The sequence below is a fragment of the Clostridium aceticum genome (genome assembly GCF_001042715.1).
Classification (GTDB): Bacteria; Bacillota; Clostridia; order Peptostreptococcales; family Natronincolaceae; genus Andreesenella; species Andreesenella acetica.
In genome coordinates this window covers 3,879,832-3,895,816 of sequence record NZ_CP009687.1, presented here as the reverse complement: position 1 = coordinate 3,895,816, position 15,985 = coordinate 3,879,832, and the positions used below count along the sequence as shown (strand labels likewise).

14 protein-coding genes are annotated in these 15,985 nt (G+C 36.6%); all 14 read left to right on the top strand.

What is annotated here, in order from left to right; all coding sequences use genetic code 11:
• The first annotated feature begins 112 nt into the window (after positions 1-112).
• The 14 genes from kamA (at position 113) to CACET_RS17880 (ending at position 15,915) form a co-directional block, all read left to right on the top strand.
• Positions 113-1,366: a lysine 2,3-aminomutase gene (gene kamA, locus CACET_RS17945; protein ID WP_044826377.1), complete on the top strand. Its 1,254-nt coding sequence runs from the start codon at positions 113-115 to the stop codon at positions 1,364-1,366.
• Positions 1,367-1,440: 74 nt separating this feature from the next.
• Entirely contained in the window at positions 1,441-2,175 is a 735-nt protein-coding gene (locus CACET_RS17940) for a vWA domain-containing protein (protein WP_044826376.1), read from the top strand.
• Between the two features lie 147 nt (positions 2,176-2,322).
• A complete protein-coding gene (locus tag CACET_RS17935; protein ID WP_048407554.1) occupies positions 2,323-3,147 on the top strand; it encodes a protein kinase domain-containing protein in 825 nt (274 codons plus the stop codon).
• A gap of 110 nt (positions 3,148-3,257) precedes the next feature.
• A complete protein-coding gene (tilS, locus tag CACET_RS17930; RefSeq protein ID WP_044826375.1) occupies positions 3,258-4,649 on the top strand; it encodes a tRNA lysidine(34) synthetase TilS in 1,392 nt (463 codons plus the stop codon).
• Between the two features lie 103 nt (positions 4,650-4,752).
• On the top strand, positions 4,753-6,696 hold the full coding sequence (gene ftsH, locus CACET_RS17925) for an ATP-dependent zinc metalloprotease FtsH (RefSeq protein ID WP_048407553.1): 1,944 nt from the start codon (positions 4,753-4,755) through the stop codon (positions 6,694-6,696).
• A 236-nt stretch (positions 6,697-6,932) separates the two neighbouring features.
• The gene (locus tag CACET_RS17920; protein WP_044826373.1) at positions 6,933-8,480 is read left to right on the top strand and encodes an acyl-CoA carboxylase subunit beta; all 1,548 of its coding nucleotides are present in this window, start codon (positions 6,933-6,935) and stop codon (positions 8,478-8,480) included.
• Positions 8,481-8,510: 30 nt separating this feature from the next.
• Positions 8,511-8,918 (top strand): OadG family protein, encoded by a 408-nt coding sequence (locus CACET_RS19680; protein WP_052661584.1) that lies wholly within the window; start codon positions 8,511-8,513, stop codon positions 8,916-8,918.
• Between the two features lie 174 nt (positions 8,919-9,092).
• Positions 9,093-9,458 carry a biotin/lipoyl-containing protein gene (locus CACET_RS17910; protein ID WP_044826384.1) on the top strand — a complete coding sequence of 122 codons (366 nt, stop codon included), beginning with the start codon at positions 9,093-9,095 and terminating at the stop codon, positions 9,456-9,458.
• Positions 9,459-9,491: 33 nt separating this feature from the next.
• The gene (locus CACET_RS17905) at positions 9,492-10,622 is read left to right on the top strand and encodes a sodium ion-translocating decarboxylase subunit beta (RefSeq protein WP_044826372.1); all 1,131 of its coding nucleotides are present in this window, start codon (positions 9,492-9,494) and stop codon (positions 10,620-10,622) included.
• A gap of 359 nt (positions 10,623-10,981) precedes the next feature.
• A complete protein-coding gene (locus tag CACET_RS17900; RefSeq protein WP_044826371.1) occupies positions 10,982-11,962 on the top strand; it encodes a biotin--[acetyl-CoA-carboxylase] ligase in 981 nt (326 codons plus the stop codon).
• A gap of 323 nt (positions 11,963-12,285) precedes the next feature.
• Positions 12,286-12,825 (top strand): ECF transporter S component, encoded by a 540-nt coding sequence (locus CACET_RS17895; RefSeq protein ID WP_044826370.1) that lies wholly within the window; start codon positions 12,286-12,288, stop codon positions 12,823-12,825.
• Positions 12,826-12,851: 26 nt separating this feature from the next.
• A complete protein-coding gene (locus tag CACET_RS17890; protein WP_044826369.1) occupies positions 12,852-13,643 on the top strand; it encodes a type III pantothenate kinase in 792 nt (263 codons plus the stop codon).
• Positions 13,644-13,726: 83 nt separating this feature from the next.
• The gene (gene dusB, locus CACET_RS17885; RefSeq protein WP_044826368.1) at positions 13,727-14,704 is read left to right on the top strand and encodes a tRNA dihydrouridine synthase DusB; all 978 of its coding nucleotides are present in this window, start codon (positions 13,727-13,729) and stop codon (positions 14,702-14,704) included.
• 302 nt (positions 14,705-15,006) lie between these two features.
• Positions 15,007-15,915: a hypothetical protein gene (locus tag CACET_RS17880; protein ID WP_044826367.1), complete on the top strand. Its 909-nt coding sequence runs from the start codon at positions 15,007-15,009 to the stop codon at positions 15,913-15,915.
• The last annotated feature ends 70 nt before the right edge of the window (positions 15,916-15,985 follow it).

Genomic DNA, 15,985 nt, shown 5'->3' with positions numbered 1-15,985 from the left:
AATGAGAATAGATAAAGTTTATAATAATAAAACAAAATAATTGCCAAGTATTTGGCAATTATTTTGTTTTATTACCTAGAAAATTAGGTTTTTAAAAAAGGGGTGGAAGTAAATGCGTTATTTTAAGGAAATAGCTAGATGGAAAGATGTCACAGAGGATGAATGGAAGGATTGGCAGTGGCAGGTAAAAAATAGGATAACTACTTTAGAAGACTTAAAGCAAGTGATTCACGTAACAAAAGAGGAAGAAGAAGGAATATTAAAATGTCTTGAGACCTTAAGGATGGGGATTACGCCGTACTATGCGGCTTTAATGGATGAAAGAGACGCTAACTGTCCTGTTAGGAAACAGGCAGTGCCGAGGAGTATGGAATTAATAAAGGGCAGTGCTGATATGGAGGATCCATTACACGAAGATGGGGATTCTCCTGTACCGGGCTTGACCCATAGATATCCAGATCGTGTACTTCTTCTTATTACAGATATGTGTGCTATGTACTGTAGACACTGCACTAGAAGAAGGTTTGCAGGGCAAGGGGATACTGAGGTTTCTCTTAGTCAGATTGATAAGGCTGTTGAATATATTCGTAAAACCCCTCAAGTAAGAGATGTTTTGTTATCTGGTGGAGATAGTCTCCTGGTTTCTGATGAAAAGCTGGAGTATATTATTAGCAGACTCAGGGGCATACCTCATGTGGAAGTGATTCGATTAGGCAGCAGAACACCGGTGGTGATGCCTCAGAGAATTACACCAGAGCTAGTAAATATGCTTAAGAAATATCATCCTATTTGGTTGAATACTCACTTTAATCATCCTAAAGAACTAACAGAAGAGGCAAGAGAAGCACTGCGGCTGTTGGCTGATGGAGGAATTCCCTTGGGGAATCAGTCAGTATTACTACGAGGTATTAATGATTGTGTTCATGTTATGAGGGATTTGATACAAGGATTAGTAAAAAATAGAGTCCGACCCTATTATATTTATCAGTGTGATCTTTCTATGGGGATTGAACATTTTAGAACAAGCGTAGGAAAGGGGATTGAAATTATAGAAGCCTTAAGGGGTCATATATCTGGCTATGCTGTTCCACGTTTTGTTGTAGATGCTCCTGGGGGTGGGGGAAAAATCCCTGTGATGCCCAATTATGTACTATCTCAATCCCATAATAAAATTATTTTGAGGAATTATGAGGGAGTAATCACTACTTATACAGAACCCGCTGCCTATGAAGATAGCTGTAGCTGTGATGTATGTCTAAATGAAAAACAACAGAAGCTTCATGGTATAGCAGGACTATTGCAGGGTAATAAAATAGCATTAGAACCACAAAACTTAGAAAGACATGAAAGAAGTAAAAAAGCGTAGGGATCTTCCCTATGCTTTTTCTGTATAGAAAACCTCTCTATGGCAATACTTTCAAGAAACAAGGGAGGTAAATTATGGATAACAAGCAAGCGGTTATAAAACAGATTATTATTGTTACGGATGGACAATCAAATGTAGGGGGAAACCCTATTTTCGTTGCGAAGGAGGCTTTTCAAAAGAATATTATTGTTAATACAGTAGGCATTATAGATCAAAATCAAAAAGAAGAGAAGCCTTTAGAAGAAATTATTTATATAGCAGAGGCGGGAGGCGGTATCCATGAATATACCTATGTTGATCAACTTTATCAAACAATGCAAAGTGTAACCTATAAAACAGTAAATAGAACCCTGCAGGAAACTGTAAATAAGCAGTTAAAGGAAATGATTGGACAAGATTTACACGATATGCCGCCGGAATCCCGCAGTAAAATCCTACAATATATTGATTCTTTTGCAGATGAAGTGACGCTGCAATGTTGTATCTTAATGGATACCAGTGGCAGTATGGCAAATAAGATGATGATGGCAAGGCATAGTATTTTAGATTTAATGGACTCATTTAAAGGAAGAAAAGGAAAATGTGATATAGCCCTGATTACTTATCCCGGAAATGTAGGGGAGGATTACAAAGTTATTCATAACTTTGATGATACAGAAAAGGATCTAGAAAAGAGACTTTACCAGATTCAGCCAAGAGGCACAACGCCTACAGCTCCAGCCCTGCGATATGCTATAGAGCTTATAGAAAATTATCATGGTGAAAGTTTAGGAGAAGAAATATTACAACTAGAAGAAACTATGGGTTAAGAGGGAGAAAAATTCTCCCTTTCATACTATATAGATGTAGGTTTTGAAAATTTGATAAATAGGTGATCAAATGGGAGTACCTCAATTAGAACTCTCTAGTATTTTAGAGGGAAAATGGAAAAAAAATAAGTATAGAGTGAAAAAAAATTGGGTGAAGGAGGGGTTGCTGCTGTATATTTAGTAGAAAATATAGAGGATAAGAAAAATTATGCGCTAAAAATCAGTAAAGATAACTTTTCTATTAATAGAGAGTATGCCTTATTGAAAAAATTTCATAAAGTTGATATGATTGTTAATGCTCACGACATTGATGATTGGCAGATTGAAGGAGAAGTGTATTACTATATTATATTGGAGTATATTGAGGGGAAAAACTTAAAGGAGTACTGTGAAAAAAATAAGCTGGATAAAAATATAATAATATCTATTATTCTTATTATTTTAAGAGGAATCCATAGCTTCCATAGCGAAGAATATATCGTTGGAGATCTGAAACTGGAAAATATTATGTTGGACAAAAATAAAAAACAATTAAAGTTCATTGATTTAGGAGGTGTAGTGAAGATCGGTGAAAATATCAAAGAGTTTACGCCTGTATATGATCGTGCCAGTTGGAGATGCGGAGATCGGAAGGCGGAGGATTCCTACGATATTTTTACGGTGATGATGTTGTTTGCAAATCTCCTATTGAAGGAAAATATTCATCCAGCAAAACAGAATATAGATGATGTGATTAAAAGTTTCAAAAAACTAAGTTTAGGAAAAACCCTTGAAGGGTATATTGAAGAAGGCTTCTTATACAGTAAAAAACCTTTGAGTTATTTTATAGAGAAATTAGAAAAAATATATGTTGCGGAGAGGGAAAATCAAAGAAAAAAAATGTTATTATTAAAGGATAGAAAAATTAATTTCTTATTAGGATTTAGTATGTTTTTTTTTATGATAACAATAATTTTTATTTTTTTGACTTAAAACTTGCAGCGTATGGCATATAATTAAAAAGAAATGTATCAGGAAAGGGCTTTGGATTTAGATAAAGCTCAAAAATTATGATAATCGAGATAAACGAGGGATGAAGAGATATGTTGAATAAAGTAAAGAAAACGATAAAAAAATATAATCTCATTGATATAGGGGACAAAATTATTGTAGCTGTTTCTGGGGGGCCAGATTCCATAGCTTTGTTACATATTTTACATCATTTAAGAGAAGAATTTGAAGTACAGATCTATGCTGCTCACTTAAACCACAACTTTAGAGGCATTGAAGCACAAATGGACGCTCAATATGTAGAAAACTTTTGTGAAGAGTTAAAAATTTTGAGTTTTATAAAAAGTATGGATGTGCCTAAATACGCGAAGGAGCAGGGACTATCAGCAGAAGAGGCAGGACGTGTGCTGCGCTATGAATTTTTTGAAGAAATTGCAGAAGGGGTGGGAGCTACAAAAATTGCAGTTGCCCACAATCAAAATGATCAAGCAGAAACAGTATTAATGAGGTTATTAAGAGGAACAGGTATTCAAGGTTTAACAGCTATTCATCATGAAAGAGGAAAAATTGTTCGACCATTGCTAAATGTTAGTCGTAAGGAAATTGAATCCTACTGTCTAGAGCATCAACTATCTCCAAGAATAGATGAAACAAATTTAGAACCTATCTATCATCGTAATAAAATACGTTTGGAGTTGATTCCTTATTTAGAAGAACATTATAATCCTAATATTATAGAAGGCTTAGCAAAAACTGCGGAGATCTTAAAAAAGGATAATGAATTTATGGAGGAGGCTGCTAGAGCTGCCTATGAGCAAGTAATGCTTGGGGAAGTGCAAGGATGTTTAGAACTATCTGTAGAAGGTATAAATAAATTACATGCTTCTTTACAATCTAGAATCTTCCGACTAGCATCAGAAAACCTAGTAGGGAAAAAAGAAAGTTTAGAATATAAACATATCCAAAGTATTATTGATTTGATGCAAAAAAATGAAACGGGTAAAAAGATTTTGTTGCCTATGGGGATTTTAGTAAAGACTAGTTATAATAAAATCATTTTTACTACTAAAACTGAAGAAGAAGCGAATTTTTACTACAACTTATTAGAAAAGGACCATTTACGTATTGAAGAAATAAAGGGAGAAATTCTTACACAAGTAGTTATGCGAGAGGATATGAAAGGAATTAGTAGGGATAAATATATCAAGTGTTTTGATTATGATAAAGTAAAGGAAGGTTTAAATGTAAGAAATCGCAGGGAGGGGGATCGTTTTTGGCCTCTAGGTTTGACAGGTAGTAAGAAGTTAAAGGATTTTTTTATTGATTATAAAATAGATAGAGATAAACGCAATGAAATACCTCTTGTGTGTGATGGAGAAGAAATCATGTGGGTGGTAGGCTACAGAATCAGCGAGAAGTACAAGGTTACTGAAGAAACTTCTAGCGTATTAATGGTGGAATATAAAAAAGTCTTAAAAGAATAATAATTATTAAGAACTGTTTTTTCCTTGTGTTGTTTTTAAATGGATAGTGTGGTAAAATATTTAAATGTAACGTAAAATGGTAGTCATGAGAGGAGGACTTTGATTGAGGAGATTTTTCCGAGGAGCGAGCTTTTATATATTGATTTTTATTATATTGTTGATTCTAGTACAACAATTTGCACGAGCCCCTCAGCAAACGGAAGACATAGACTTTTCAAGATTATATAAAGAAATTGTCGATGGCAATGTTAGAGAGATTCATATAGTGGACCGTTCTATAGAAGGAACTATGATAAGAAATAACCAGATTGTTTATTTCACCTCCTTTATTCCCACTGTATTCAGCGAAGAGAGGTTTACTGAAATCATAGAGGAACGTATGGTGGAGCAAGGAGATTTAAGGGTTACAGGAGCGCATCCACCAGGAACACCGTGGTTTATTGAGTTATTACCTTCCATCTTTATGATACTTATCTTTGTTGTTTTCTGGTTTGTATTCATGCAACAGTCTCAAGGCGGCGGTAATCGTGTTATGTCCTTTGGCAAGAGCAGGGCAAAACTGCATAAAGATGATGATAAACATAAGACTACTTTTGACGATGTAGCAGGATTAGATGAAGAAAAAGAAGAGCTTCAAGAGTTAGTGGATTTCCTTAAAAATCCTAGAAAATATATAGAATTAGGAGCAAGAATTCCAAAGGGAATTTTGATGGTAGGTCCTCCTGGTACAGGGAAAACCTACTTGACAAAAGCTGTGGCGGGAGAAGCCGGCGTTCCCTTCTTTAGTATAAGTGGTTCTGACTTTGTGGAAATGTTTGTGGGTGTTGGTGCATCCCGTGTAAGAGACTTGTTTGAGCAAGCGAAGAAAAGTTCCCCTTGTATCATATTCATTGACGAGATTGATGCGGTAGGTAGAAAAAGAGGTGCTGGTTTAGGAGGAGGGCATGATGAAAGAGAGCAAACTCTAAACCAATTGCTAGTTGAAATGGATGGTTTTGGCATCAATGAAGGTATTATTATTGTTGCCGCCACCAATAGACCAGATATATTAGATCCTGCACTTCTTAGACCAGGAAGATTCGATCGACAGGTAATGGTAGGTGCTCCAGATATAAAAGGACGAGAGGCCATCTTGAAAGTTCATTCGAGAAGCAAGCCTTTAGATAAGGATGTAGATTTAAAGGTGTTAGCAAGAAGAACACCAGGATTCACTCCTGCTGATATTGAAAATCTAATGAATGAGGCAGCGCTATTAACTGCAAGAAAAAATGAAAAGAAAATCAAAATGGCGACAATCGAGGAAGCGATTACTAAAGTGATTGCTGGGGTAGAAAAGAAAAGTCGCGTTATTAGTGAAAAGGAAAGAAAGTTAACAGCATACCATGAAGCTGGTCATGCGGTGGTAGCTACGCTGTTGCCAAATACTGATCCAGTACATCAGGTAACAATTATTCCTAGAGGAAGAGCTGGTGGATTTACTATGATTCTCCCAAAGGAAGATAAGTATTATGCTACAAAAACAGAAATGGAAGAGCATATTGTTCATCTGCTGGGTGGTAGAATAGCAGAAAAACTTGTATTAAATGATATTAGTACAGGTGCACAAAACGACCTTCAAAGAGTATCGGATATTGCTAGGGCAATGGTAACAAAGTATGGTATGAGTGATAAAATTGGACCTATGGCTTTAGGTGGTGGTGACGATGAAGTTTTCTTAGGTAAAGATTTTACCTCCAAGCGTAATTACTCAGAAGAAGTAGCTTCGGAAGTGGATCATGAAATTAAACGAATCGTTGATGAAGGTTATGCTACGGCAGAAACGCTGCTAAGAAAAAATATGGATAAGTTGCATATTATAGCGAAGGCTTTATTGAAGGTGGAAACCTTAGATGCTGATATGTATAAAAAAGTTTTCACTGGCGAATTAGTTATTGGAGAAGAGGATACAGTAGAAGACATTGAAAGAAAAGTGAAGGAACTAAAAGCGATTGAGGCGAATAAAATTAATTTAAATAAAGAAGATCACCTTAACGAGGAAGATAAATAAAAGAAACCTGAATCTATAGATTCAGGTTTCTTTTATTTATATATCCTGTGATCTATCTATATAGCTATAGTGGTAAAACAAGACGTTGTTTTAAGAGATGTTGAATGAAGATAAAAGATGTTGGAAAAAATAGGAAGATATATTGGTAGAATTTTGTGAAAGGTGACAAAATTTAGTAGGCTATGGTATAATGAAAGCGGCATAGCTTTGATAAGTAATTTCATTGGGAGGTAATTATGACTTTAGATAAACTAGAGGACCTTCGCCAACGGAAAGAAAAAATTCAGTTAGGTGGAGGAAAAAAGAAAATTGATAGTCAACATGAAAAGGGAAAATTAACTGCAAGAGAGAGAATTCATCTATTATTTGATGAAGGAACTTTTGTGGAAATAAACGCTTTTGTTAAACACACATGTACAAGCTTTGGCATGAATAAGATAGAAACACCGGGGGAAGGTGTGGTGACAGGATATGGCATGGTGGAGGGTAGGCTCGTCTATGCATATGCCCAGGATTTCACTGTAATAGGTGGATCCTTAGGACAGATGCATGCACAGAAAATTGTAAATTTACAGGATATGGCACTAAAAATGGGAGCCCCTATTATAGGAATGAACGATTCTGGTGGTGCTAGAATTCAGGAGGGGGTAGATGCTCTTTCGGGGTATGGACACATTTTTTATCGGAATACGATTTCTTCAGGCGTGATACCGCAAATCACTGCTATTATGGGACCTTGTGCAGGTGGAGCAGTATACTCACCAGCCATTGCTGATTTTATTTTTATGGTGGATAAAACTAGCCAAATGTTTATTACAGGACCCCAAGTAATTAAGACTGTAACAGGTGAAGAGGTGAGTGCAGAAGTTTTAGGTGGTGCCACGACCCATAATTCTATCAGTGGGGTAGCGCACTTTATTTCTCCTACTGATGCAGACTGTATTAGTGAGATAAGAAGGTTGCTTGCTTTTCTGCCATCCAATAATATGGATGTACCACCGGTTTTGGCAACAGAAGATGACATAAACAAAGTTATTACAGAACTAGATGAAATCATTCCAGAGAACCCCAATAAGCCTTATGATATGAAACAGATTATTGGGCAGGTAGCAGATGAAGGGAACTTTTTTGAAGTACAACCTTACTTTGCTGCTAATATAATTACTGGTTTTATTAGATTAAATGGTCAGTCGGTTGGTGTTATTGCTAACCAACCGAAGGTGTTGGCAGGCTGTTTGGATATTGATGCTTCTGATAAGGCAGGAAGATTTATTCGTACTTGTGATGCTTTTAATATACCGGTTGTAAACTTTGTAGATGTGCCAGGATTTTTACCTGGTACAAGTCAGGAATACGGTGGCATTATACGGCATGGGGCAAAAATGCTTTATGTTTATAGTGAGGCTACTGTTCCTAAGATTACGCTTATTTTAAGAAAAGCTTACGGCGGTGCTTATATTGCAATGTGTAACAAAGAACTAGGGGCGGATATTGTGCTGGCATGGCCAACGGCAGAAATTGCTGTTATGGGACCAGAAGGGGCAGCAAATATTATCTTTAAAAAAGAAATTGCTGATGCAGAAGACCCTCAAACTGCTAGGGCAGAAATGATAGAAAATTATAAAAAAGAATTTGCTACACCTTATCAAGCAGCCGAAAGAGGATATGTAGATGATGTAATCGAACCTTCGGCTACTCGTCCTAGATTAATTGATGCTTTGAATATGTTGGCTAGCAAACGTGAAACAAGACCGCCTAAAAAGCATGGAAATATACCATTATAACAAAAGGCAACTTAAAAGAGGTGATCTACGATGGAATTAATAGAAAGAATGAAGATGGCTTCAGACTTAAGAAATATGTCAGCCGGAGAGAAAGTTCTTGGAAGTGTACAGGTAGCTTTATTAGGTATAAGTATTGTTTTTGCTGTTCTTTTTCTGCTGTTCTTAGCTATTCATCTAATGGAGAAGCTTTTAGATAGAAAAAAAGTTAAAAAAAAGGTTATTCAACCCCAGCCCATTGCTGAAGTAGAGGAAGTGTTAGAAGAAGTATCGGTGGATGATACTGAATTGGTAGCTGTAATTACTGCTGCTGTTGCTGCTAGTTTAAACACGCCTACCGATAATATTATTGTTAAAAACATTACAAGGATACCTGATACAACACCGGTTTGGGGGAAACTGGGGCGTATGCAGCAAGTCAAAGAATACAATAGGCGTTAACTTAACACGATTATTACCAAAATTCTCTCGAACTGTCATCCTGAGGGTAGCGAAGGATCTTGGAATAACGAGGGATGACAAATGATGGTTTAAGTTAACGCTAATGAATAGAATACAATAGTATTTTGGCTAAAGAATAACTGACAAGGTGATAGAACAAGGAGGAACTATATGATGAGAAAGTTTCATATAATCGTTAATGGTGTGAGTTATGAAGTAGAAGTTGAAGAAATAAAAGATAATGTTGCAACTCCAAAGATACAGACGCCCCCTATAGCAGTAAAGTCTGCTCCTGCTAGGCCGTCAGCAAAGTCGATGGCTGTACAAGCTGCTAAAGTGGAGTCGCCAATGCCGGGAATTGTTTTAAAAGTTTTTGTTAAGGAAGGTCAGGAAGTAAAAGAAGGGGAGGTATTGCTTATATTAGAAGCAATGAAGCTGGAAAATGAAATCTATGCTCCGGTGGATGGTATTGTAACTGGAGTTCATGTGACAGAAGGTGCATCTGTAGCTAATAATGAACTGCTAATATCTCTAGAATAGAAGTATGAAACTGGATTGAAAGGAGATGCACACATGAAGGAAGTGTTATTTAAGCTTTGGACTACGACTGCTTTTCCCAGTTTTACTTGGCAGCAGTTGATCATGATTTTTGTAGCCTGCATATTGCTGTACTTAGCTATTGGAAAAAAATTCGAACCATTGCTTTTGGTACCTATTGCCTTCGGGATGTTGATGACGAATTTTCCTCTTAGCGGTGTTATGGAGGTGGGAGATGGAAGGACGCCTGGGGGGCTATTGTATTACTTTTACCAAGGGATCAAGTTAGGAATTTTTCCACCACTGATTTTTTTAGGTGTTGGTGCTATGACGGATTTTGGGCCCCTAATAGCGAATCCTAAAAGTTTATTTTTAGGAGCGGCAGCACAGTTTGGTATATTTTTTACTTTTGTTGGTGCAATTATGATGGGTTTTACCAGCCAGGAAGCAGGGTCTATCGCTATTATAGGTGGAGCAGACGGTCCTACGGCTATTTTCTTAACATCACAACTAGCACCCCATCTGCTGGGACCTATTGCGGTAGCGGCTTATTCGTATATGGCTTTGGTTCCTATTATTCAGCCTCCGATTATGAAGGCACTTACAACCAAAAAAGAGCGTATGATTAAAATGAAACAATTGAGGAATGTATCTAAGCTAGAAAAAGTCCTTTTTCCTATAATGGTTACCATAGTAGTGTGTATATTATTACCATCTGCTACACCATTAGTGGGTATGCTGATGTTTGGAAATTTACTGAGAGAATCAGGGGTGACAGAGCGTCTTTCTAAAACGGCACAAAATGAACTGATTAATATCGTAACAATTTTACTAGGTCTGGGTGTAGGGGCTACAGCACAGGCAGAGTACTTTTTGCAGTGGGGAACTATACAAATTATTGTACTAGGGGTTGTTGCCTTTGCTGTAGGAACGGCAGGCGGTGTGCTTTTAGGAAAAGTAATGAATAAGTTTATGGGGGGAGATGCTATTAACCCTCTAATCGGCTCAGCAGGTGTATCGGCGGTGCCGATGGCAGCTAGGGTTTCACAAGTTGTTGGACAAAAAGAAAATCCCGGTAATTTTCTGCTGATGCATGCAATGGGACCTAATGTTGCAGGAGTCATAGGCTCCGCTGTAGCAGCGGGTGTGCTGTTGTCTTTATTCTAAAGTAAAAATAATACAAGAAGCTGTATAAAGAGGATGTGTTCAGTACATCCTCTTTTGTGTTACAATATAGATGTGTTCTTGTAAAATTAAATTTAAATATCATAAATTCTCTCGAACTGTCATTTTACTAACACTAAGATCCTTCGACTCCGCTTTGCTCCGCTCAGGATGATAAATTATGGATTAAGTTAGCGCTAATGATTTTAATATAAAATTTAGAGCCCCATAGCTATAAGCGGAGTCGTGGGGATTGTTCGTCTGGTACGTATGTTTTTTATGTACCTGAGGAACTGTCTCTGTAGCGCAGCGGAGGTATAATATAGGTTTTGACATACATTAAAAAAAGGTAGGTGCAAGACTTGAAGGAGAAAATATTAAAGGAACTTTATACCCATCAGGGTAAATATGTTTCTGGGGAAGAACTTAGTGAAAAGTTTCAAGTGTCTCGAACTGCCATTTGGAAACATATGAATAACTTGAAAAAGCAAGGTTATACTATAGAAACCACTCATAAGAAAGGCTATAGACTAGTAGAAACTACTGAAAAGTTAATAAAGGAAGCATTGAAAGAACATCTAGAAACAGAAGAGATAGGACAGGAAATTCTTTGTTTTGACAGTATAGATTCTACCAATAATTACTGCAAAAAAATTGCAAAAGATGCCGTTCATGGTACTGTAGTCATTAGTGAAGAACAAACAGTAGGGAGAGGAAGATTAGGTAGAAACTGGAGTTCTCCTAAAGGAGAAGGTATATGGATGTCTATAGTCTTAAAACCATCTATTCCTCCCACTGAAGGTATGAAAATGACTCAGATAGCAGCAGCCTCAGTATGCAAGGCAATAAGAGAGATAACTGATGTAGAGGCTTATATCAAGTGGCCGAATGATATTGTTGTTGGTGGAAAGAAGGTTTGTGGTATTCTAACAGAAATGGCTGGAGAGTTACATAAGATTGACTACTTGATAGTAGGTATGGGAATCAATGTGAACAACCAAGAATTCCCAGAAGAGTTTCAGGGTATTGCCACTTCTTTAACCATACAAAAGGGTAAAAAGATAGATCGTAAAACCTTGATTCTCTGTATATTGAAAACATTTGAGGAACTTTATCAACATTATATATGTCAAGGTACTTTAGAGAAAACCTTAGAAATCATAAGACTTTATTCTGCTGTTCTTGGAAAAACTATTAGGATTATAAAAGGAGAGGAAGAAATAAAGGGAAAGGTATTGGAAATTAACGATGAAGGACTATTAAAAGTACAACTAGAGGACGGCAGACAAGAAATGCTAATATCGGGGGAAATATCTATACGATCTGAAAATGGATATATATAAGATATATATAAAAAATGTACGCTTCTGTATTTTAATTTTACTTAAGTGTGTCTATATAGATGTGTACTTCTAAAGTTAAATTTTAATATACACGGGCTACAGTTTCGATCCAAAGTCCTGGGCTGCAAATGTAGCCCTTAGTATATTAAAATTTAGGAACACACATCTATAAAAAAAGGTTGAACTATAAAAAAGAAATTGATAAAATGGTACAGTAAAACGGCTAATATCTATGCAGAGTTGGACCGTTATACAATTAAATCAATAGGTTTTAATAATTTAAAATGTCCGGCATCGTAAAGAGCTGGAACGGAGGTGTTTTTATGTCAATTTGCAGTAAAGAGTTAAAAGGCAGTAAAAACAGAATTTCTACCAAAAAAATGGCAGTCGCAGGAATGTTAGGAGGGTTTTCTGTAGCCCTAAGCATGACGCCTATTGGGTACATCCCTATTCCTTTTTTAGGAATCAACGCTACAACAATGCACATACCAGTCATTATCGGAGCGATCTTAGGGGGACCTATGGTAGGAACTTTTGTAGGGATGATTTTTGGCGTTAGTAGTTTTTTAAGGGCGACAACACCATTTTTTGCAGATCCTCTTGTAGCCATCTTGCCTAGATTGTTGATTGGTATCATGAGTTATTATACCTACAAACTATCTAGGAATGCTATTGTGCCAGCAGTAGTAGGTACAGCTACCAATACATTAGGTGTTATGGGGATGATTTATTTAAGAGGATATTTGCCACTAGAAGCTGTACTAAGTATAGCAGCTATCAATGGTACTGCGGAGGTAGTGGTTTCATCCTTTATTATATATGCTGTAGTGAAGGCGATGAAAAACTTTATTAAAACAAGTTAGTCCATAAACTTTAAGAAGGTGAACAAATGATTTTAGTTTTTGATGTGGGTAATACAAATATTGTATTAGGACTATATAGGGATGATGTGTTGATAGACTCTTGGCGAATTTCTACTGATAAAGATAAGTCTTCAGATGAATATGGTATTTTAATTCATCAGTTGTTTCAATATAGCGGAAGAAATCCTCAAGAGGTTGAGGATGTGATTGTATCTTCTGTAGTGCCTAATATCATGTATTCCTTAGAACATTCCATCAGAAAGATATTTAATATTGAGCCGTTAATAGTAGGGCCTGGCGTAAAAACCGGGATGGACATTAAGTATGATAATCCTAAACAGGTGGGAGCAGACCGAATTGTAAATGCAGTAGCCGCTTATGAAAAATACGGTGGTCCCTTGATTATCGTGGACTTTGGTACGGCAACTACTTTTTGTGCTATATCTGCAAAAGGTGAGTACTTGGGCGGGACGATTGCTCCAGGAATAAAAATTTCCAGTGAGGCACTGTTCCAAAGAGCCGCTAAGCTTCCTAGGGTGGAACTAATAAAACCAGGAAAAGTGATTTGTAAAAATACTGTAAATAGTATGCAATCAGGTATTATTTACGGATATGTAGGTCTGGTGGAATATATCATCAAGAAAATGAATAGAGAACTTAAGGGACATAGCACAAGAGTAATCGCTACAGGTGGATTATCCACCCTGATTGCTAGTGAAACTAAATACATTAATATAGTAGATAAGTTTTTGACCTTAGAAGGACTAAGAATTATTTATGAAAGAAATAGAGAAGATCGAATAACAAAAGTAAAATAGAGCCTTTAGGCTCTATTTTACTTATATGAAACAGCTTTTATAGGAAAGCTATAAAAAAGATGAAGATGAAAGTGGTGAGAACAATGAAGATAGGAGAAAACATTTTAGAAAACAATGTATTCCTAGCTCCTATGGCAGGAGTAACAGATTTACCTTTTCGTTTAATTTGCCGAGAAATGGGTTGTGGCATGGTTTACACAGAAATGGTAAGTGCAAAAGGTCTTTATTATGGTGATAAAAATACAGAAGAATTATTAAAGATTGAGGAAAATGAAAAGCCTGTAGCTTTACAAATTTTTGGTTCTGAACCAGATGTTATGGCCAAAGCTGCTTATTATCTTAATGATAGAGAAAATGTTATTTTAGATATCAATATGGGTTGTCCCACACCTAAGATTATAAAAAACGGAGATGGCAGTGCTCTTATGAAAAATCCTAAATTGGCTCAAGAAGTGATCCAGGCGGTTGTTAAGGAGTCTGTAAAGCCAGTGACGGTAAAAATTAGAAAGGGTTGGGACAGCGAAAATGTCAATGCTGTAGAGATGGCAAAGAGGATAGAGGATGGGGGGGCTAAGGCGGTGGCAGTGCACGGTAGAACCCGTGAACAGTTTTATACTGGAAGAGCAGATTGGGAGATTATTCGACAAGTAAAGGAAGCGGTGAAAATTCCTGTGATTGGAAATGGAGATGTATTTACCGTCGAGGATGCTATGAATTTATTAGATCAAACTAAATGTGACGGTATTATGATAGGTAGAGGTGCCCAGGGAAATCCTTTCTTATTTCATCGAATCTATCATTACATAAAGACACAGGAGATATTACCAAAGCCTACAATAAAGCAGGTAATTGACACAATACAAAGACATATGGCTTTGGTTATTAGGTACAAAGGAGAATATGTGGCAGTAAGAGAAATGCGTAAACATATTGCATGGTATCTAAAAGGTTTCAAAAACGCTGCTGAAGTACGACGAATGATCAACGTTGTCCAGTCCATAAACGAAATGGAAAACATTCTTCTCCAATATTTAAATACATTTTCTTCTGAGAAAGTGTAAAAAAATCGTATAACCCTATGTTAAAGGTTAATAATACAAGTACGCTTATAGATGTATGCTTCTAAAAGTTAAACTAGGCGTTAACTTAACGCAATTTGTCATCCTGAGGGCAGCGAAGGATCTTGGAATAACGAAGGATGATAAATTATGGTTTAAGTTAGCGCTAACGATTTTAATGTACATCGTCTATTCTTTCGCCCAAAACCGTGGGCTGCAAATGTAACCTTTAGTATATTAAAATTTAAGGGTGCACATTTATATTGCGTTACTTGCTGAGAGCTTTTTAAGGAGGTAGAGGATTTATGAAGCGAATCGTCAGTATTAGCATAGGGAGTTCTAAACGGGATCATTGTGTAGAAGTAGAACTGTTGGGAGAAAAATTTTCTATAGAGAGAATTGGCACTGACGGTAGTATAAAAAAGGCTATAGCGCTGATTGAGGAATTGGATGGAAGAGTAGCGGCATTAGGAATGGGAGGTATTGATTTATATTTATGGGCTGGAGAGAATAGATATATAATCAGAGAGGCACTAGCCCTGAAAAAGGCGGCAAGATTGACCCCTATAGTAGATGGTTCAGGTCTGAAAAATAGCCTAGAACCTAGAGTGATTCGGCACTTAGGGGAAACAGGTATTATAAATTTCAAAAGGAAAACAACTTTAATTACCTGTGCACTAGATCGTTTTGGGATGGCGCAAGCTATCGATGCGTATAAAGGCAAATTGATTTTGGGAGATCTTTTATTTGCTTTAGGTATGGATCTACCGATATCTTCTTTGCAGCACATACAAAAAATCGCCCAGTGGCTTGCACCTATAATCTGTAGGCTGCCCTTTAAGATGTTGTATCCCACTGGGAATAAACAAAACAAAAATACAAGAAGCAAGGTAACTAAATACTACGATATAGCAGATATCATTGCTGGGGACTTTCATTATATAAAGCGATATATGCCTCAATCTATGAAGGGAAAAATAGTAATTACCAATACCATTACCAAAGAGGATGCCTTAGAACTCAAGGAAAGAGGTGCATATCTTTTAGTGACTACTACCCCACAATTAGGTGAGAGGTCTTTTGGTACAAACGTTATGGAGGCCATGATGGCGGCAATGATACAGGAGGGGAAATATAGAACTTATGAGGACGTTATTGAAGCTAGCAACTTTAAACCGCGGATAGAATACCTACAACCTCAATCCAATGTTTAATTTGACCTTTGTTTTGGCTTGACAATTAAAAATTGCTGGCTTATAATAACTACAATATATTAATTGGAAA